Raw genomic sequence first — 19,664 nt, 5'->3', positions numbered from 1 at the left:
ACTCACCCCCCCTTGGAGCCGGCGAGGCCCTTCTCGAGCGCGCCGACCATTTCGTTGATGTGCTGGATGTACGTCTCACCCGCGCGGAAGTCCGTGCCCCCGTGCAGCGTGGCGAGCGGGGCCGGAATCATGTTGGCGAGCATCTTCGCCTCGCGGTCGTTGTAGTAGCTCTCGATGAGCACCATGCGCGCCTTGCGCTGCCGCGCGAGGACGAGCACGCCGGCGACATGGGACGGGTTGGGCGGGATGCCCGGCTTGGGCTCGAGGAAGGCGATGGGCTCGAAGCCCAGCCAGTCCGCCAGGTAGGCCGTCGTCTTGTGGAACGCGATGACGGGCGCGCCGCGCAGGCCCGTGAGCCGCTTCTCCCAGTCCTCGCGGGCCTTGTCGATCTCCGCCGTCAGCTTCGCGGCGTTGGCGCGGTAGTCCGCCGCGTGCTTCGCGTCGAGCTGGGCCAGTCGCTCCGCGATGCCCCGGGCCACGGCCGCGCCCTGGCGCGGGTCATAGAGGTAGTGTGGGTTGCCGCCCGGGTGGACGTCGCCCTCGCTGCGGTCCACCTTTCCAGGGGGAATCTCCAGGACGCGGACGAACTGCGACGCGTTGAGGTAGCCCGGGCTGCCCATCTGGATGCGCGGGTTGCGCGAGCCGGTGAGCAGGTTGGGCAGCCAGCCGATCTCCAGGTCCAACCCCACGCTGATGAGCAGGTCCGCGCGGTTGAGCGCGAGCGCGAGGCTGGGCTTGGCATCCACGCGGTGCGGGTCCTGGCTTCCCAGGGCCATGGACTGCACGTCGACGTACTCGCCGCCCACCGCCTTGGCGAGCGCGGCGAGGTCCGGGACGGTGGTGACGACATTGACGGCCGCGCGCGCGGGAGCGGCGGCGAGGAGGCAGAGGGCGGCGCACATCGCCGCGACGAAGTGGAGGTGACGCATGGGGAGGTTCTCCCGGGAAAGAGGTTCAGAACGCATGGGCGCCGTGGGCGCCCGTCACCAGCTCGAGCGCCAGGAAGACGGAGTAGTCCGCCTCGTCGCGCCAACCCGCCCGGTCCCGCGCGGCCTGCAGGCGCAGGCGCGAGAACTCGGTGGGCCAGTAGGTGAGGTTGGCGGAGACGCGGTTGCGGTTCTGGGTCCACTCGGGGTCGAGCGGATCCGTCACCACCTCGCCACCCTTGCCGTGCGCGGCGGTGCCCAGCTCGTAGCGCGCCGCGGTGGCCCAGCGCTGCGAGAAGCGCCACGCGAGCTGGGCGTAGCCGTTGTAGTCCGTCAGGACGTCGTCGGGCACCTGGCGCCGCCGGTAGAGGGCCTCCACCTGGAACGTCAGCAGCGTGTCGCTCGCCTCGGTGATGGGGCGGTAGCGCAGGTACAGGTCCGTGCCGTAGATGTCCGTACGGTTGCGGTAGCCGGTGGGGTTGGGCCCGGTGGCCGCGGACAGGCCCCACATCAGGGACAGGTCATCCGACAGGGGGAAGAACTGCTTCACCACGCCGGTGAGCTGGAGGTCCAGGGGCGACAGCACCCGGTCGCCCGACGCGCCCAGGAAGCTGCGCGCGGTGGCCTCGCCGGTCGCGTCCGTGGCGCTGCCCGTGACCTCCACGAACCACGGCAGCGGCGTGAGCCAGGACAGCTCCACGCCCAGCCCGCGGTTGCCTTCCGCGCCGAAGACGCGGCTGAACGCGAAGGGCTGATCCACGAAGTCCCACGAGTGCGGGTGCGTGGCGTTCATGCGCCCGAAGCGCGTGAGGAACTGGCCCGCGCGTACCTGGAGGCTGTGCGGCAGCGCGAGCGTGGTGCCGTAGGCCTCCTCGATTTCGACGCCGAACTGGCTGTAGACGATGTTCGCGTCGAAGCGGAAGTACGGGTCCACCACCGACCCGATGGACAACTCGAGCTGCTGGAGGTTGAAGCCGTTGCGCGTCGGGTCGTGCGCGCCGCCCTGGAGGGGCTCCTTGGAGGAGAAGCCCGCCGCGGCGATGTCGAGGATGAAGCTCAGGTCCAGGAAGTTGGTGCCGCTGCCCGCGCCGGGGATGGACAGCGGCAGCGCGCCACCGGGCTTCCCGTCCGGCGCGGCCGACGTGCTGGAGGGAACCCCCTGCTGGGTGTCTCCTCCGAACGCCTTCTGGATCTCCGCCATCTCCTCGGCCGTGAGGCCCGGAGGGACTTCGGAGGCGCCCGCATCCGCGCCCGCGTCGGGTGTATCGCTCCCGGCATGGGATGGAGGGGGCGGGGGGGATTCCTGGGCCACGGCGTTGGCCGCGGACAACAACGCTGCGATGGACACGGCGACGAGCGCGCCGTGAAGACGACGTGAGACGGATGACACCGGATGACTCCTCGAAACCGGACGCACGCGTGCGCGCACGTCCACTCCCAATGGCGAGACAGCACCTGCCGGACGCGACTTCAGGCGTGCGCGGGCGGTGAGGCCTTGGGAGCGGTGTCGAGGACGGAGAGGGGAGGGCGGACGCGGGGCGGCGCGGTCGCGGGGCGGCTCTCCACGAGCCACTCCACCGCCCAGGACACCGGGGCGCCGAACGCGAGCGGCTCCCGCGTGCTGGACGTCAGCAGCGGGCACTTCTCGTGGGTCGACTTCACCGGGTCCGTGCCCGAGGCGGGCAGGGCGGACACCTGCACGGTGCGCTTCGGAACCAGCCTCGCCTGGATGGAGCTGGTCCCTCGCGCCGTCTCCTCGAAGGTCTGGTGCTCCGGACAGAACCGGTGCGCGTGCGCGTCCCGCAGGTGGAGCAGGTCTCCCACCGGCTGCAATGCCCACAGCACGACCAGCAACGTCGCGGTGCTACGGACGAGGCTGTGGGCGCGCGAGGTCATTGTCGGCGGATGGGACCCGAGTGCTCTACTGACGGCACCCGGCGGAGTCAAGGCAGGCTATCACGGTGTGACACGACCGGGGGACGCATGCAATCCGCCCGGCATTCACCGGGATGTCCCCGGTCCTCGGAGCCGTTGGAGCCAGCGCGAATGGGACAAGGACAACCGGACGACGGTTTCATTCCGGTGGCTCGGCTCGATGCGTTGGACGCACGCGGCCGTGCCGTCGTGGACGTGGGCGGCACCCGGCTGGTGTTGATCCAGGTCGAGGGGCGACTCCACGCGTTGGAGGAGTCCTGTCCCCACCGGGGTGGCCCCTTGTCGGAGGGGGATCTGGACGGGCACCTGCTGTACTGCCCCCTGCATGCCTGGCCGTTCGATGTCCGCACGGGGCGCTGCCCCCTGCGCGAAGGGGTCCAGGTTCGCATCCATGACGTCCGTGTGCGTGGCGAGGAGATCCTCGTCGCGGCATCGGCTAGGGTCGCCGGCCGCTGAACCGTCTCTCCGTAGGAGCCCCTGCCCCGTGAGCCCCTCCAAGCCCCGCTCCCGTCGCGCCCCGCCGCCACCGCCGCCCGTCAGCGTGCCGGACCCCATCGCCATGACCCGGGCGGTGGAGGACTTCCTGCGCGCCGCCGGTCTCCCGTTGGACGACGAGAACCTGCGGGGCACGCCTCAACGCGTGATGGACGCGTGGTGCCGCGAGTTCCTCGACGGTTATGCCGTCACCCCGGAGGAAGCCCTCGGCGGGACGTTCACCTCGTCCTCCTCGTCCCGAGGCGAGTCCCGGGAGCTGGTGGTGGTGACGGACCTGCGCTTCCACTCGATGTGCCCGCACCACCTGCTGCCCGTGGCCGGCGTGGCGCACGTCGCCTATGTGCCGGGCAAGGGCATGGCGGGCTTCGGCCGGCTGTCCGCGCTGGTGGACGTCTTCGCGCACCGGCTCATCCTCCAGGAGGACCTGGCGCGCGAGGTGGCGAGCGCCCTGGCCCGCGTGCTGGGAAGCCCCGGCACCGCGTGCATCATCGAGGCGGAGCAGTCGTGTCTGCGCCTGCGCGGCGCCAGGCAGCACCAGGCCATCACCCACGCGGAGGCGTACGAGGGTGAGCTGCGCAAGGACGGGGCGCTGCGACGGGAGCTGTGGGCCCGCCTGGGGGCCCGGCGATGAGCACCACGCCCGGGCCCGCGCCCATCCGCGTGGAGCCCGAGCGCATCGAGCGGCTGTGGGCGCGGCTGGTGACGGTGCTCGCCCCGGACCAGTTGCGGCGCGACGCGGACACGCTCGCGAGCTACGCCCGGGACGAGTCCGACAGCGGCGTGTTCCCTCCCGACGTGGTGGTGTTCCCGCGCGACACGGCGCAGGTCTCCGCCGTCTTCAAGGCCTGTGTCGAGCAGGGCGTGCCCTTCACGCCCTGCGGGGCGCGCACGGGCAAGAGCGGCGGCTCGCTGCCCCTGCGCGGCGGGGTGGCGGTGAGCCTGGAGCGGATGAACCGCATCCGCTCCATCTCCGTGGAGGACCTGACGGCGGTGGTGGAGCCGGGCGTCATCACCGGCGACCTGATGCGGGCCGTGGAGGCCGTGGGCCTCTTCTATCCCCCGGACCCCAACTCCTGGGAGTCGTGCACGCTGGGCGGCAACGTGGCGGAGAACGCGGGCGGGCCCCGCGCGCTCAAATACGGCGTCACCCGTGATTACGTCATCGGCCTGGAGTGGGTGCTTCCGGACGGAGAGGTCGTTCGCGTGGGCCGGCGCACCATCAAGGGCGTGGCCGGCTACGACCTGGTGGGCTTGTTCGTGGGCTCGGAGGGGACGCTCGGCGTCGCGACGGAAATCACGCTCCAGCTCATCCCCCTGCCCAGGAAGGTGATGACGGCCCTGGTCGTGTTTCCGTCCGTGCTGGACGCCGCCCGGGGCGTGTCCGCCGTGCTGGCGGGAGGCATCCTCCCGCGCTGCCTGGAGCTCATCGACGACGTCGCCCTGCGCGCGGTGGACGGCCGGGGCTTCACGTTCCCGGCGGGCGCGGGCGCGGCCGTCATCGCCGAGGTGGACGGCGCCAGCGAGGACGGGCTCTGGGAGGAGCTGTCACGCCTCGGTGACATCTGCACACAGCAGGGCGCCACCCAGACGCTCGTCGCGCAGGACGACGCGCAGCGCGAGAAGTTGTGGGCCGTGCGACGGGTCATCTCCCCCGCGCTGCGCGCACTCAAGCCGCGCAAGGTGTCCGAGGACATCGTCGTCCCGCGTTCGAAAATTCCCGAAATCATCCAGCGGCTGAAGGCCATGGGCGCGGAGCTGGGGCTCACCGTGGCCACCTATGGTCATGCGGGCGATGGCAACCTGCACGCCAACATCCTCTACGAGGGCCCGCATCAGCGTCACCTGGTGGATGAAGCGCTCCGGCGCATGCTGGAGATGACCGTCGAGTTGGGCGGAACGATCACAGGCGAGCACGGTGTAGGCCTCGCGAAGCGGGAATATCTGGCGCTGGAGCAGCAGCAGCCGCTCATCGCGCTGCAGCGTCGGCTCAAGGACTTCTTCGACCCATCAGGGCTCCTCAATCCGGAGAAAATCTTCCCGCCGCTCGTGCGTTCTAAGTGAGTAGCCGTTGCGCGCTGGTCGACAGGTCCGTCGGGCTCGTCAACCTTGCAAGTCACTGGAAGGGCTGGCTTCGAGCCCGCCAGGACCCGAAGGTCGACAGACGAAACGGGGTTTGTCGATGGAATGCGAAACCCTTTCGCTCGTTGCGCGTCCTAGTAGCAGGTGGACGCGGGGTCGGCGGGGACAGCGCGTCCGGCATCGAACGGAGGACGGGAAATCATGGCCAACTCGACGAAGTTTGCGGCGGAGGGCCTGTCGCAATACCTGCGTCACCTGGGGGGGCACCAGCAACTGACGCGCGAGCAGGAATATGAGCTGGCTCGCCGCGCTCGCAAGGGCGACGAGTCCGCGCGACAGACGCTCGCCACCTCCAATCTGGCCTTCGTTGTCGCCGTGGCGAAGAAGTTCGCCAATCGCGGCGCGCGCCTGGATGACCTCATCCAGGAGGGCAACGTCGGCTTGATGAAGGCGATCGAGCATTTCGATCCGAAGAAGAACGTACGCTTCGCGACCTACGCGGTGTGGTGGATCCGCGCCTACATCACCCGCTACCTGAAGGACAATCGCAGCCAGGTGCGCGGGGGCGAGGCCGAGCGGGGGAGCATGGTGGACTTCTCCCTGGACGCCTCCATCGACGAGGAGGGGGAGACCACCTTCCTCGACCGCCTGGAGGACTCGGGGCCGTCCCCCCAGGACGTCTTCCTGTCCAACGAGCAGGACACGGAGATCCAGGAGGCGCTCACCAAGGTGCGCAAGCGCATTGGCGACCTGGGCTGGGACATCCTCACGGAGCGGCTCACGCAGGACAAGCCGCTGACCCTCGAGGAGCTGGGCCAGCGCTGGGGCGTGTCGCGCGAGCGCGTGCGCCAGGTGGAGCTCAAGACCAAGACGTTCCTCGAGCGCTACCTGTCGGCCTTCAACGAGAACGAGGAGCAGGCCGCCGCGGACGCGGCCTGAGGCCTCACGCGAGCCCTCCCCAGCCGGGGAGGGGTCATCCAGGGGCGGGACTGGCGGGGTCTTCCACCCTTGCCGGACCCGCCTTCGTTTTTTGGCGCCCAGGACTGCCCGGGTGGTTTGCGTGCGGCCGAGCGTGCGTGCTAAGCCCCTCGGCCATGCGCTTGATTTTGCTCGCCTTGTGCGCGCTCGTTGCCTTCCCGGCACGTGCCGCGGACCCCGAGGTGTTGGCCCGCTTGGAGGCTTTGCATGCCAGGCGCGCGGACGCGGCGGCGGTGAAGGAGCTGGAGGCGGCGCTCAAGCAGGCCCTGGCGGCGACGCCGGACGACTTCGAGCTGGTGTGGCGGCAGGCGCGACTGCTGCAGTGGCAGGCGGACGGGGCGGTGGGAAACGACAAGCTGAAGAAGGTCCTGGGCCGGCAGACCTGGGACGTGGCGGAGAAGGCCGTGAAGCTGGCCCCCGCCCGCGTGGAGGGGCACTACTTCGCGGCCACCGGCATCGGCGCATATTCCCAGGCAGTGGGGGTGATGAAGGCGTTGGGTGAGGGCCTGGAGGGCAAGTTCAACGAGCGCATCGACACCGCGCTGAAGATCGACCCGGACTTCTCGATGGGCGCCCCGCTGCTGGTGAAGGGCCGCTATTTCTACGAGCTGCCGTGGCCGAAGCGAGACCTCAAGAAGTCCGCGGAGTATTACGAGAAGGTCATCAAGAAGCACCCGCAGATGCTGCGCGCGCGATACTTCCTCGCCGAGACGCTCCTCAAGGACGACAAGGCCAAGCAGGCGCACGAGACCATCCAGGCGGTGAAGCAGGGCAGCGTCGCGTACGACCCGGCGGAGGGTCAGCGCGTTCAAGAGTGGGCGAAGAAGGTCGAAGCCGACATCGAGGAGGAGCTCAAGTGAGAGCAGAGAATCAGGTAGCACCTTCGGCTCCGGCGGCCGGAGCGCAGGAGGGAAACCTGGTCCAGTTGCTGATCCAGCGCGCGCAGAACGCCTCCAAGGCGGGTGTGACGCACAAGAAGGACGGCCGCTGGCAGGATGTGTCGTTCGGGCAGGTGCTGGATGACGTGAAGGCGCTGTCGGCGGGCCTCGTCGCCCAGGGCGTCAAGCCCGGGGACCGCGTGGCCCTGTTCGCCAACACGAGCCTCATGTGGATCGTGGCGGACCTGGCCATCACCGCCGCGCAGGCCATCACCGTCCCCATCTACTCGTCCAACACCCCGGACGAGTTCGCGTACATCATCAACCACTCGGAGGCGACGTTCGTCCTCGTCGACAACGACGAGAAGGACGCCAAGCAGGCCGGCCGCCTAACCCGCGTGCGCCAGAAGCTGGCGGACTGTCCCTCCATCCAGAAGCTCGTCCTCTTCGAGGGCGCGGTGGCCGGCGGGCAGGAGCTCACCCTGGCGGACGTGCTGTCCACGGGCCAGAAGGCCCACCAGGCCAACCCCGGCTCCTTCGACGAGCGCGTGGGCTCCGTGAAGTCCGAGGACACCAACTGCATCATCTACACCTCGGGCACCACGGGCCTGCCCAAGGGCGCCATCCTCACCCACGGCAACTGGACGTACCAGGCGCACGCGGTGCAGGCCATCGGGATGATGGAGCCGGCGGACTCCGTCATGCTGTTCCTGCCCCTGGCGCACGTGTTCGCGCAGGTGGTGAAGGCCGCGTGGCTCTCCATGGGCTTCCGGCTCATCATCGCGGAGTCGGTGGACAAGCTGCTGGCCAACCTGGTGGAGACGCGCCCCACGGTGCTGCCGTCCGTGCCGCGCGTCTTCGAGAAGGTCTACAACAACGTCGTGGCCAACGGCTCCTCGGCCCCGGGCCTCAAGGGCCGGATGTTCCGCTGGGCCTTCAAGCTCTTCGACGAGTACGTCGACGCCCAGATGCAGGGCCGCGAGTACAACACCCTGGCCTTCGCGCTGGCGCGCAAGCTGGTGTTCTCCAAGGTGCGCGGCACGCTCGACGAGAAGCTGGGCGGCAACATGCGCCTGTTCGTCTCCGGCGGCGCGCCCCTGTCCCGGAAGATCGGCTACTTCTTCGACCTGCTGGGCTTCAAGGTCGTGGAGGGCTACGGCCTGACGGAGACGGCCGCGCCCACCAACGCCAACCGGCCGAACAAGATCAAGATCGGCACCGTGGGCCCGACGATGCCGGGCACCGAGGCGAAGATCGCCGCGGACGGCGAGGTCCTTGTTCGTGGTCCCTGCGTCATGAAGGGCTACTACAAGAACGAAAAGGAAACCACTGAGGCCCTGGATAAGGACGGCTGGTACCACACCGGTGACATCGGTGAGATCGACGCCGACGGCTACCTGCGCATCACCGACCGCAAGAAGGACATCATCGTCACCGCGGGCGGCAAGAACGTGGCGCCGCAGAACATCGAGAACACCCTCAAGACGTTCCCCGTCATGAGCCAGGCCATGGTGTATGGCGACAAGCGCCCGTACCTGGTGGCGCTGATCACCGTGGCGGACGAGGCGGCCCGCAAGCTGCTCGCGGAGAAGGGCGCGCCGGTGGGCTCCTACGCGGACAACGCCAAGCGCCCGGAGATCCACGCGGCGGTGAAGGCCGTGCTGGACAAGGTGAACTCGGACCAGCCGCCGTACGCCACCATCAAGCGCTTCACCATCATGCCCGCCGACTTCACCCAGGAGACCGGCGAGCTGACGCCCACCCTCAAGGTGAAGCGCAAGGTGTGCAGCCAGAAGTACAAGGCGCAGATCGACGCCATGTACGACAACGCGGCGGTCCTGGACTAGCCGCGGTCGTCGACCCCCGGTGCCGGTGTGGGCGCCGGGGGTGCCCCCTCCCACCCGCGAGGCGCGAGGAAGGGCGGAGACAGGGCCTGGAACGCCAACGCCCGATCGACCCTGGGATGCCAGGGTGGATCGGGCGTCGTGCGTCAGAGGGCCCGCGAGGGGCCTTCAGGGACGCTTCAGGCGTGGCTGCTGGGCGTCTGGGACTTGACGTCCTTGTCGATGGTGCCACCGCTGGCGAGCGTGCCGCCGCCCTTCTTCTCGCCCGGGGTGCCCGCCTCGTCCTCGCCGGCGAAGCCGCGCTTGAAGTTGCGGATGGCGCTGCCCAGCGACGAACCGAGCTGCGGCAGACGCGTGGCTCCGAACAGGAGCAGCATCACAAACAGGATCAGCAGAAGTTCCATCGGCTTCAGCCCCAGCATCGCACGACTCCTTCGCGAAAAACGGGCGGAGCATAGCGGGGGGCGGGCCCGACCGCCAGCAAGAGCGGATCCCTCACGCCTGGAGGGCCGCTGGCGGGGCGAGCTCGTCGGCCTGCACGGTGGCCAGGGAGAGGAACAGCGCGCTGCCACCCGCATCCGTCTCCACGCCGACGCTGCCGCCATGCGCCTCCACCTCCTGGCGGGCGAGGAAGACGCGCAGCGGGTCCTCCAGCTTCTTCTCGCGGAAGGCGCGCTCCTCGCGGTGGAAGACAGCGGAGGCATCCTCGTCCGACAGGGGGACGCCGTCGCGGCGCACCTCCACCCGCACCCGGGCGCCCCCGGGATGGGCGCGCAGCCGGACGACCTCGCCGGGCTGCGCGCGTGTCAACTGGTAGAGGATGAAGGCCTCCAGCGCGTGCTGGATGCGCGCGCCATCCACCACGACCTCCGGCAGCGTGCCCAGCGGATCCACGTCCAGCACGAGCGAGACGTTGGCCGCCGTTGCCGCCGCCCGCTGCTTCTCCACGGCGGCGTCCAGGATGGGGAGGAGTGCCTGGCGGTCGCGCTCGCAGGCCAGCGAGCCCAGGTCGGCCCGGCTGGAGTCGAAGAAGTCCTGGGAGAAGGCGATGGAGCGGTCCGCGTTGCGGAGGATGGTCTCCAGCCCGCGCTGCACCTTGGGCTCCAGCGGGACGCGGCCGTTGAGCAGCAGCGCGGCGTAGGAGCGGACGTTGGCCAGCGAGCCGCGCAGGTCGTGGGAGGCCATGCCCAGGTAGCGCACCCGGCGGCGCGTCTCCTCGTCGCTCCAGGCCAGGGGGAACGTCCACCACAGCGCGTCCCCGTCCCCCAGCGCCTCCTCGCCGGCCAGCACCGCGCGGTCCTCCTTCTCCCAGACGCGCGGGTCTCCGTCCTGGCGATGGAACCCCGCCGATGCCAGCAGCGCCTCCAGTGAAGCGACACCAGGCGGCAGGGCGGACAGGCCCAGGTGCTCGAGGAGTGTCCGGCCCACCAGGCGGGGGGGCCCTTGCCGGGGGACCCGGACGAGGCCGGGCGACTCCACCGTGCTTCCTGCTCCCATCTCCCCCGGGCTCCTCACGTTTTCCACCTCCTGTCCAGCAGGTCACGGAAAGGGTGGGGAGGGACTGTCGGTTTTGCAACGTGGAACCCCGCCGCGCTCGGAGGTCGTACTTTCTTGCGCCGCATGGGGAGAGGATGGTGGAAGAATCCTGAGCGCCGCACCGAGGGAGACTGCCCTGACCCCGCACAACTCACAGCCTGCTGGTGCACCAGTCGTTCTCGTCGTCGACGACGACCCGGACATCTTGGAAGCACTCTCCGAGATCCTCGAGGCCGAAGGGTTCGAGATCCGCCGCGCGCGCAATGGCAAGGAGGCGCTGGAGCGTCTCGAGCCCGTCCCCCCGCACCTCATCCTGCTGGACCTGATGATGCCGGTGATGGACGGATGGGAGTTCGCCCAGAAGATGCGCCAGAAGCCGCCGGAGGTGGCGGGCATCCCCCTCATCGTCCTCAGCGCGGACCGCAACGTCGGCAGCAAGGCGGCGGACATCGGCGCGGTGGGGCATCTGGCCAAGCCGTTCGAGCTCAACGACCTGTTGGAGATGGTCCGTCGCTCACTGAACCCGCCCTCGGGCGTGGGGACCTCCACCACCGCTCCTTGAGACAGCGCGCGCATCGCGCTGCTTGACCTGCCAGGGGGGCGACATTACGGTCCCCCCACCGTCTTGATTCACCAATCAATGACCAGGGCAAGGAGCGAGTCATGAACGCGAAGGACATCATCGAGGGTCAGATCCCCGAGGTTCTCAAGGCGAAGCCGGAGCTGGCGAAGGACATCAACGCCATCATCCACTTCGACGTCTCCGGTGAGGGCGGCGGCAAGTGGACGCTCGACCTGACCAAGGCCGAGGGCTGGGTGACGTCGGGTCTCGAGGGTGCGTCGAAGATGACCATCTCGGTCAGCAACGACGACTTCGTGAAGATTCGCGAGAAGAAGCTGAACGCGCAGATGGCGGCCATGCAGGGCAAGCTGAAGTTCAAGCCCATGGACATGGGCCTGGCGATGAAGCTGGCCAAGCTGCTGGGCTAGTCCCGGAAGTCCCTGGAGCGGAAGAGGCCCGCCACCGTGGCGAGGTGCCTCTGGCTCCGGTTCTCGCGCGGCGCGTTCTCCGGTGTGGAGGGCGCGCCGCACGTCGTTCCAGCCACAGGAGTCCCCATGTCGACGCTTCCCCTCTCCGGTCTGCGGGTGCTGGACCTGTCGCGGCTGCTCCCCGGCCCCTACGCCACGTTGGTGCTGGCGGACCTGGGCGCCACGGTGGTGAAGGTGGAGGAGCCGGACGGGGGCGACTACGTGCGGCAGATGCCCCCCGAGCGCGACGGCGTGGGCGCACTGTTCTACGGGCTCAACCGCAACAAGCGCTCGTTGACGCTCAACCTCAAGAGCCCGGAGGGGCGCGACGCGCTCAAGCGGCTGGTTCGCGACTACGACGTCCTGGTGGAGAGCTTCCGGCCGGGTGTCATGGACAAGCTGGGGGTGGGCGAGGCCGTGCTGCGGGCGGAGAACCCCCGGCTCATCTACTGCGCCATCTCTGGCTACGGACAGACGGGGCCGGACCGGCTCAAGGCGGGGCATGACCTGAACTACGTCGCGCGCGCGGGGCTCGTGGGCTACGGCGGCGAGGCGGGCGGGCCTCCGTCGCTCCCCGGCGTACAGATGGGTGACATCGGCGGGGGAAGCCTCTTCGCGCTGGTGGGCATCCTGGCGGCGCTGTACGAGCGCGAGCGCACGGGGCTGGGGCGGCTGGTGGACGTGTCGATGACGGACGGCGCCACGGCGTTCCTGCACATGCACCTGGCGGCGCGGCTGTTCATGGGCGAGCAGGGCGGTGCGCTCCAGCGTGGGCGCGAGGCTCTCAACGGAGGCTATGCGTGCTACGGCCTGTACCGCACCGCGGATGATCGCTGGCTGGCGGTGGGCGCGTTGGAGCCCAAGTTCTTCTCTGGCGTGCTGGAGCGGCTGGGGCGCTTGGACCTCCTGGAGGACGCGTACGCGCCGGGCGACGCGGGGCTTCGTGTGAAGGCCGAGCTGACGCGCCTGTTCTCCGAGCACCCCATGGCCCACTGGAAGGAGCGCTTCGCGGGCTCGGACCTGTGCGTGGAGTCGGTGGCGGAGGGGGACGAGGTGCTCGACGACGCACAGTTGCGCGCGCGGGGCCTCTTCGCGGAGGCCGAGGACGCGCGGCTCGGTCGCAAGGTGACCCACCTGCTGACTCCGCTGCGCATGGGGCCCACGCCCGTGCGCGCGCCGCCCACGCTGGGCGAGCACTCCCGCGAGGTCCTCGCGGAGGCAGGCTTCACCGAGGAGGAGCTGAAGCGATTGGGGTTGTGAGCCCTCGCGCTGAGAGGGTGCGCACTCCCGGGGGGCCTCGCGGAGGTGGTCCTTTCCGAGCAGGCGCTGACGCGGCTTGGGCCTGTGGGCCTTCGTGACGCGCAGGAGCGCACGCCCGGGACGTCCTCGCGGAGGTGGTCCTTTCCGAGCAGACGCTGACGAGGCTTGGACCTGTGTGCCTTCGTGACGTGCAGGAGCGCACGCCCGGGATGTCCACATCGAGGCTACCTGTCCGAGGAGTCGCTGACGTGGTCGGGACTGTGTGTCCTCTCGACCTGCGGGGCGCGCACTCCCGAGACGTCTTCGCCGAAGACGCGCTGAATCGACCGGGGCCGTGAGCCCACGCCACGCGGGTTACCGGCGCGGCTCGCTCCAGGCGGCCTCGCCACGGGCCGCGTGGCAGGTGTCGCCGACGAGGTCGAGGGCGCGCTGGGGGGCTTCCTTGGCGATGGCCGATGGCGCGCCCAACGTTCCTGTCGCATCCATCCGCCGCATGGTGTTCGCCAGGTAGCGTCGGGCGCGCTCGATGACCTGTCGCTGGGCCGCTGAAGGGCGCCAGCCCGTGTCGTCGCGGTAGCGCCCGAGAGTCTCCAGCAGGTGTCCGTAGAACTTCAGCATCTGCAACAGCACCTGCTCGCGTTCGCCGGGGCCGGCCACGCCGAGCGCGCGCTCGTACTGCCGGGCTTCCGAGTCGAGCCGGTACAGCAGCACGTCCCGTTGTGCGTCGAGTCGTTCACGCCACGCGGTCCGCACCGCGCGGTGGCGCGCCCAGCCCGCCACGGCCTGGAAGTAATGGAGCCCTCCGCAGGGGTGCGCGTAGATGCCGAGCCCACGCTTGGGCACCTCGGGTCGTCCCGCCTTCATTCCGGTGGCCAGCTCCGTGTGCGCGGCTTCGAGCGCCACCAGCGCCGCCTCCATCACCGCGTCGACGTGGACCTGGATTCCCTGTCGCGAGCGGAACGTGTCCCCGGGACGGGACACCAGGGAGATCGCGTCCAGGGTCCACGCGCTGTCGGGGCTCACCACCTGCTCCGGCCGGAGGTCTCGCCGCAGGTCGTCCACCAGCTCCTGGAGCGTCACGGTGGCTCCCCAGCCTGCTTGGAAGCGGTGGGACAGCGGGAGCCCGGCGCGCAGCAACGTCTTGAGGAGCAGGGTGGGGTGGGGCTCGACGGGCACTCCTTCGGCCGTGGCCGCCTCGAAGAAGAGGTCCTCCGAGGCAGGCGTGGCGGCGTCGGATGCGCGGCGCAGGAAGTCGGAGACGATGACGTCACTCGCCGCGCGTCCGTCGCTCGCGCGGAAGCCCTGTCCATCCAGGGCCATGCCGTGCGCGAGCGTCCACGGGTTGCGCGCGTCGGCGGCCCAGGCACGGCAGCGGCCCGCCAACTCGTCCGCGAGCGGCGAGGTCGCCCCCGCGAAAGCGGTGGGGGTGTTCGTGAGCAGGAAGGAGAGGAGGCTGAACGCGCGGAGCGCGCGCCGGGCTGTAGGCCACAACGGCGCGCGCTCGCGCATGGTCAGCAGTCTGGCTCGGTCTTGGAAGAGAGCCGTTGGAGGACCCGCTCCAGCAGGCCGAAGAGGGCCTCCTGGTCCTCGTCGGTCAGCAGGGCGAGCATGCGACGCAGCCCCTGGTCCGTGCTGCGACGCAGGCGCTGGTAGAGTGAGGCACCCTCGCCGGTGAGCTGCGCGACGACGGCGCGCCGGTCCTCGGCGTCCCTCGCGCGCTCCACCAGCTTCATCGCCTCCAGTCGGTCCACCACGCCGGTGATGGTCTTCTTGGTGATGCCGATGCGCTGCGCCAGCACCCCCACGTGCGTGGGGCCATCATTGCCCAGCCACATCAACGCATGCAGCTGGGTGGGCGTGAGCTGGGTGCTCTCGCAGATGCCTCCCAGCGGATCCCTCAGCGAGCGATAACGCCCGAGCTTCACGATGAGCTCGTGCAGCCGCTCGGACGCGGGCGTGGAGGCCTCGACGTCGGAGCTCGGGGCTTCATCCACGAAGCCCGGCTCCTCCGTTGTCTCGAGGTCCTCCTCGCCCCCGCCGTCGGACGGCTGGACGCGGAGGGCCGGTCTGTTCGCCGGCACCCGCATCAGGCCGTCTCCACCCGCGCGGCGGCGGCCACCGCGGGCTTCTCGCCGTGCGGACCCACCGAGTGCGGCGCGCCATGGTCCGGAGCGTGGCCCGGGCCCTTGCGACGGAACTTCGCCGACAACTGCTCCATCAGCGAGTACACCACCGGCACCACGCCCAGCGTCAGCACGGTGGAGGTGATGAGGCCGCCGATGATGGTGATGGCCATGGGCGCGCGCGTCTCCGCGCCGTCGCCGCGGGCCACCGCCACCGGCACCATGCCGGCGATCATCGCGATGGTCGTCATGAGGATGGGGCGCAGACGGACCGGGGCGGCGCCGAGCAGCGCCTCGGTGGCCGTCTTGCCTTCCTCACGCAACTGGATGGTGAAGTCGACGAGGAGGATGCCGTTCTTCACCACCAGACCCATGAGCATGATGACGCCGATGAGGGCGAACATGGACATGGCCTGCCCCGTCAGCAGCAGCGCGCCGATGGCGCCGATGAAGGCGAAGGGCAGCGAGAGCATGATCGTGAACGGGTGGATGAGGCTCTCGAACTGCGCCGCGAGGATCATGTACACGAGGATGATGCCCAGCAGCAGCGCGGAGCCGAACGCGGCCACCGACTTGCCGAGCTCCTTCGCGTTACCCTCGAAGTCGTAGATGACGGTCGGGGGCGCGATCTCCTTCGCGGTGGCGGTCATGAACGTCATGGCCTCGCTGAGCTGGTAGCCGCTGGCCAGGTTGGCGAGCAGGGTGATCTGCCGCTTCTGGGCCTCGCGGTCGATCTGCACCGGGCCATCCGCCGGGGTGATCTTCGCCAGGTTGCGCAGCTCGACGAGCTGGCCGCTGGGGGCGCGCACCGTCAGCTTGCCCAGTGCCTCCGCCGAGGCCAGCGTGTCCGGAGGCAGGCGCAGCTTCACCTCGTAGGTGTCGCCGCCCTCGCGGTAGTCCATGAACTTGTCGCGGCCCAGGAAGGCGCGCAGCGTGGTGCCCAGGGACGCCGCCGGGACGCCGAGGCTGGCCGCGCGCTCGCGGTCGACCTCCACGTCGTACTGCGGCTTGCCCGAGCGGTACGTGGAGTCCACGTCCACCAGGCCCGGGTTCTTGGCCATGGCGGCCTTCATCTTGTTCGACGTCTCGATGAGCTGCTGCCAGTTGTCACCGCGCAGGTTGAACTGCACCGCCTGCGAGCGAGCGCCACCACCGGCCACGCCGGTGATGTCCTGGACCGTGACGGAGATGCCCGGAGGGGGCTTGATGGTCTGGCGCAGGTAGGACTTGAGCTCACCCTGGGTGAAGCTGCGCTCCTTCACGTTCACCAGGTTGATGAGCAGCTCGCCCTTGTGGACCTCCTCCTGCACGCCGCCACCGGCGGTGGCGAAGGTGGAGGAGATGCCGGGCAGCGCGCGCACCTGGGCGTCGAGCACGTCCAACTGGGCCTGCGTCTCCTGGATGGTCGAGCCGATGGGCAGCTCCACCGCCAGCTTGATGTTGCCGTTGTCCTGCTCCGGGATGAACGTGAACTTCAGGAACCGGGCCATCGCGAAGGTGGCGAAGAGCACGCCCACCGCGACGACCAGGGTCACCGCCCGCCGACGGAGGATGGCCGCCAGCAGGTTGCGGTAGCCGTTCTCCATGCCCACCAGGAAGCGCTCCACCACCGCGGAGATGCCCGTGGGCTGGCCGTGGTGACGCAGCATGCGCGAGGACAGCATCGGCGTGAGCGTCATGGACACGGCGTAGGAGATGAGCGTCGCCACCGCCACCGTGACACCGAACTGGTAGAAGAACTTGCCCATCATGCCGTCCATGAAGGCCACCGGGATGAACACCGCCACGATGGCCAGCGTCACCGCGAGCACCGCGACGGCGATCTGTCCGGCGCCGTCGAGCGCGGCCTGCATGGGGGACTTTCCCTCCTCCATGTGACGGACGATGTTCTCGATGACCACGATGGCGTCGTCGATGAGCAGACCGATGGAGAGCGTCAGCGCCAGCATCGTCACCAGGTTGAAGGTGAAGCCCAGCGCCGCCATGACGGCGAACGTTCCGACGACCGACACCGGCAGCGCGATGGCCGCCACCAGCGTCGAGCTGAAGTTGCGCAGGAACACGAGCACGATGACCACGGCGAGGATGCCGCCGAGCACCAGGTCGAACTGCACGGACGCGATGGACGAGCGGATGAACCGCGAGTTGTCCGACACCGTCTCCACGACGATGCCCTTGGGCAGCTGGCTGTTGATCTCCTCCAGCGACTCCTTGACCAGCGCGGCCACCTGCACGGTGTTGGAGCCGGACTGCTTCTTCACGATGAGCGCCACGGCGTTGCGGTCGCCGTTCTTCGCCGAGCCGCGCGCCTCCTCGGGGCCGTCCACCACGTCCGCGATGTCGCGTACGCGCACCGGAGCGCCGCCCGGGCTGCTGATGATGATGTTGCGGATCTCATCCACGCTCTTCGCCTCGGAGGTGAGGCGCAGCACGCGCTCGCGGCCGGAGTCCATCGTGCGGCCGCCCGGCATGTCCAGGCTCTGGGCCTTGACCGCCTGGCTCACGTCGCTGATGGCCAGCCCGAAGCCGCGCAGCCGGTCCGGATCCACCACGAGCTGGATCTCCCGCTCGCGACCACCCGTCACGTCGATGCTGCCCACGCCCTTCTGACGCTGCAGCGCCGGCTTGACGATGTCCTCCGCCGTGCGCGTCAGCTCCTCGATGGGCAGCGAGCCGGACAGCGACAGGTTGATGATGGGCTGGGCGCCGATGTCGAACTTCTCGACCACCGGCGTCTCGATCTCGTCCGGCAGCTTGCTCAGCGTCGCCTGGACGCGATCACGCACGTCCTGCGCCGCCACGTCCACCTTGGTGTCGAGCGTGAAGCGCACGACGATCTGCGACACGCTCTCCATGTTGATGGAGCGCAGCTGCTCCACGCCGTTGAGCGTGTTGAGCGCCTCCTCCAACGGGTCGCTGACGTTCTTCTCGATGGTCTCCGGGTCCGCGCCCGGGAGCACCGTCGTCACCGTGACGACGGGGAAGTCGACGTCCGGGAACTGGTCCACGCCGATGCGCGGGTATGCGTTGATGCCGAACACGACCACCGCCATCATCAACATGGCGGTGAAGATGGGTCGTGCGATGAATGTCTTGAGCGGGCTCATTCAGCTACTCCCAAAAGGGTAGGAAAGGACGGGCGTCACTGCACCACGCGGACGGCCGTCCCCTCCTTCACGTCCAGGGAGGAGTCGGCGAGCACGCGCTCGTCCGCGCTGAGGCCCTGGAGCACTCGCACGTAACCGGGGAGGATGCGCTCGACGCGCACGTCGCGCTTGCGCACGGTGCCGTCCTGCACGACCCACACGAAGCCCTCCTGGCCCCGGGCGGAGACGGCCTGGGTGGGCAGGAACAGGCCCTTGGTGGTGTCCTCGGCCTGGCTCACGGAGGAGAAGTCCAGGTCGACCAGCGCGCCGGGGCGCAGCACCGTCTTCTCGTCACCGGCCACGTCCGCGAGCACCTCCACCGTGCGGTTGGTGGTGTCCACGACGGAGCCCACCGTGGTGACGGTGGCCTCGAAGCGCACGCCGCTGGGGCTCAACGTGCCCTGCGTCTTCGCGCCCGGCTTGACCTTGTCCACCACGGACTCCGGCACCAGCGCGCGCACCTCCAGGCCGGTGACGTCCACCAGCGTGAAGACGGACGTGGGCGGCGTCATGGCCACCGTGTCGCCCAGGTTCTTCAGGCGCGCGGTGATGACCCCGTCGAAGGGCGCCAGGATGGCCATGTCGCGCAGGTTCTCCTCCGCCATCTTCACGGCGGCGGCGGCCTGCGCCGCCTGGGCGGCGGCCTGCTTCTGGCCGATCTCCGCCTGATCCAACCCGGCCGCGGCGATACCGCCGCCCTCGGCCACCTTCCGGGTGCGCTCGAGGTTGGAGGTGGCCAGTTGGAGCGCCGCGTCAGCGGCCGCCTTCACCGCCCGGGCCTGCTCCACCGCGATGGCCACGTTGGACGTGTCCAGCACCGCCAGCGTCTGGCCCTTCTTCACCCGGTCGCCGACCTTCACCAGCATCTTCGCGATGGTGCCGGTGGCCTGGGGGCTGAGCGTGGCCTCCTGCTTCGACCGGATCTGCCCCGTCACGCGCGTGACGCTCGCCTCCAGCTCCGTGGACGGGGTGATGGCCTTCACACCCACCGCGTTGGAGCCCTGCTGCGCCTCTGGAAGCGCGGGCTTGTTCGCACCCTTGCCGCACCCCGTCGTCACCACCGCCGCCAGCACCGCGGCCACCCACATGCGTCGAATCACGGTCGTCCTGCTCCTGCCGGCTCGCGGTCCCCGGACCCCTCCGGGCCGAACGCGCCAGCTGAACCTTTGAAAGTCTGCGCCCCGGAAACTACAGACCCTGAACTGTCTGTCAAGGAGATACTCCGTGGTACGGACTATCTCCCGCCGGGCCTTGTTAACGCCTGGCTGCTGGGCTGGCAGGACTTTTCACACGACCTGCCCTGCAGGGTAACCCAATTTGGCCCGCCGCGTCAGCGTCGCGGTGCGGGGCCTGCCCGAGAGCGCCCTGGATTTCGGCGGGTACTGATTCCAGAATCAATGCTGTTGTCGAGCAGCCAATAACACCTGGAGAGTCG

18 protein-coding genes are annotated in these 19,664 nt (G+C 69.4%); 9 read left to right on the top strand and 9 right to left on the bottom strand.

Translation table 11 applies throughout. The annotated features are described in order from the left end of the window. Positions 1-2: 2 nt before the first annotated feature. The 3 genes from LZ198_RS20930 to LZ198_RS20920 form a co-directional block, all read right to left on the bottom strand. Positions 3-929, bottom strand: a complete 927-nt coding sequence (locus tag LZ198_RS20930) for a metal ABC transporter substrate-binding protein (protein ID WP_253973788.1) — start codon at positions 927-929, stop codon at positions 3-5. A 25-nt stretch (positions 930-954) separates the two neighbouring features. Beyond that, complete coding sequence (locus LZ198_RS20925; protein WP_253973787.1) at positions 955-2,316, bottom strand: zinc-regulated TonB-dependent outer membrane receptor; 1,362 nt, start codon at positions 2,314-2,316, stop codon at positions 955-957. An 80-nt stretch (positions 2,317-2,396) separates the two neighbouring features. Further along, entirely contained in the window at positions 2,397-2,822 is a 426-nt protein-coding gene (locus LZ198_RS20920) for a hypothetical protein (RefSeq protein WP_253973786.1), read from the bottom strand. 150 nt (positions 2,823-2,972) lie between these two features. Here LZ198_RS20920 and LZ198_RS20915 point away from each other — a divergent pair, with 150 nt between their 5' ends. From LZ198_RS20915 to LZ198_RS20890, 6 genes are all read left to right on the top strand, one after another. Further along, entirely contained in the window at positions 2,973-3,317 is a 345-nt protein-coding gene (locus LZ198_RS20915) for a Rieske (2Fe-2S) protein (protein ID WP_253973785.1), read from the top strand. Between the two features lie 103 nt (positions 3,318-3,420). Continuing rightward, entirely contained in the window at positions 3,421-3,987 is a 567-nt protein-coding gene (folE, locus tag LZ198_RS20910; protein WP_256559770.1) for a GTP cyclohydrolase I, read from the top strand. Then, on the top strand, positions 3,984-5,417 hold the full coding sequence (locus tag LZ198_RS20905) for an FAD-binding oxidoreductase (protein ID WP_253973783.1): 1,434 nt from the start codon (positions 3,984-3,986) through the stop codon (positions 5,415-5,417). The genes folE and LZ198_RS20905 overlap by 4 nt, the downstream gene beginning before the upstream one ends. 219 nt (positions 5,418-5,636) lie before the next feature. Further along, complete coding sequence (locus LZ198_RS20900; RefSeq protein WP_253973782.1) at positions 5,637-6,374, top strand: sigma-70 family RNA polymerase sigma factor; 738 nt, start codon at positions 5,637-5,639, stop codon at positions 6,372-6,374. Positions 6,375-6,529: 155 nt separating this feature from the next. Continuing rightward, a complete protein-coding gene (locus LZ198_RS20895; protein ID WP_253973781.1) occupies positions 6,530-7,273 on the top strand; it encodes a tetratricopeptide repeat protein in 744 nt (247 codons plus the stop codon). Beyond that, complete coding sequence (locus tag LZ198_RS20890; RefSeq protein ID WP_253973780.1) at positions 7,270-9,138, top strand: AMP-dependent synthetase/ligase; 1,869 nt, start codon at positions 7,270-7,272, stop codon at positions 9,136-9,138. Before LZ198_RS20895 ends, LZ198_RS20890 begins: the two co-directional genes overlap by 4 nt. Before the next feature lie 176 nt (positions 9,139-9,314). Here LZ198_RS20890 and tatA read toward each other — a convergent pair whose 3' ends face one another. Beyond that, the gene (gene tatA, locus LZ198_RS20885) at positions 9,315-9,557 is read right to left on the bottom strand and encodes a twin-arginine translocase TatA/TatE family subunit (protein WP_253973779.1); all 243 of its coding nucleotides are present in this window, start codon (positions 9,555-9,557) and stop codon (positions 9,315-9,317) included. Positions 9,558-9,630: 73 nt separating this feature from the next. Next, positions 9,631-10,632 (bottom strand): sensor histidine kinase, encoded by a 1,002-nt coding sequence (locus LZ198_RS20880; RefSeq protein WP_253973778.1) that lies wholly within the window; start codon positions 10,630-10,632, stop codon positions 9,631-9,633. Positions 10,633-10,807: 175 nt separating this feature from the next. Here LZ198_RS20880 and LZ198_RS20875 point away from each other — a divergent pair, with 175 nt between their 5' ends. The 3 genes from LZ198_RS20875 (at position 10,808) to LZ198_RS20865 (ending at position 12,960) form a co-directional block, all read left to right on the top strand. Then, positions 10,808-11,233 carry a response regulator gene (locus tag LZ198_RS20875; protein ID WP_256559767.1) on the top strand — a complete coding sequence of 142 codons (426 nt, stop codon included), beginning with the start codon at positions 10,808-10,810 and terminating at the stop codon, positions 11,231-11,233. Between the two features lie 101 nt (positions 11,234-11,334). Then, a complete protein-coding gene (locus tag LZ198_RS20870; RefSeq protein WP_253973776.1) occupies positions 11,335-11,661 on the top strand; it encodes an SCP2 sterol-binding domain-containing protein in 327 nt (108 codons plus the stop codon). 126 nt (positions 11,662-11,787) lie between these two features. Beyond that, positions 11,788-12,960 carry a CaiB/BaiF CoA transferase family protein gene (locus LZ198_RS20865; protein WP_253973775.1) on the top strand — a complete coding sequence of 391 codons (1,173 nt, stop codon included), beginning with the start codon at positions 11,788-11,790 and terminating at the stop codon, positions 12,958-12,960. Positions 12,961-13,314: 354 nt separating this feature from the next. Here LZ198_RS20865 and LZ198_RS20860 read toward each other — a convergent pair whose 3' ends face one another. From LZ198_RS20860 to LZ198_RS20845, 4 genes are read right to left on the bottom strand one after another with little or no spacing between them, the layout of a single operon-like run. After that, positions 13,315-14,469, bottom strand: a complete 1,155-nt coding sequence (locus tag LZ198_RS20860; RefSeq protein WP_253973774.1) for a hypothetical protein — start codon at positions 14,467-14,469, stop codon at positions 13,315-13,317. 2 nt (positions 14,470-14,471) lie between these two features. After that, positions 14,472-15,047, bottom strand: a complete 576-nt coding sequence (locus LZ198_RS20855; protein WP_253973773.1) for a MarR family winged helix-turn-helix transcriptional regulator — start codon at positions 15,045-15,047, stop codon at positions 14,472-14,474. Continuing rightward, the gene (locus LZ198_RS20850) at positions 15,047-18,190 is read right to left on the bottom strand and encodes an efflux RND transporter permease subunit (RefSeq protein ID WP_253973772.1); all 3,144 of its coding nucleotides are present in this window, start codon (positions 18,188-18,190) and stop codon (positions 15,047-15,049) included. The genes LZ198_RS20855 and LZ198_RS20850 overlap by 1 nt, the downstream gene beginning before the upstream one ends. 35 nt (positions 18,191-18,225) lie before the next feature. Then, entirely contained in the window at positions 18,226-19,317 is a 1,092-nt protein-coding gene (locus LZ198_RS20845) for an efflux RND transporter periplasmic adaptor subunit (RefSeq protein ID WP_256559766.1), read from the bottom strand. Positions 19,318-19,664: the final 347 nt, after the last annotated feature.

Origin of the sequence: Myxococcus dinghuensis (genome assembly GCF_024198235.1) — a bacterium.
GTDB lineage: Bacteria > Myxococcota > Myxococcia > Myxococcales > Myxococcaceae > Myxococcus > Myxococcus dinghuensis.
This window is presented reverse-complemented; position numbering and strand designations above follow the sequence as displayed.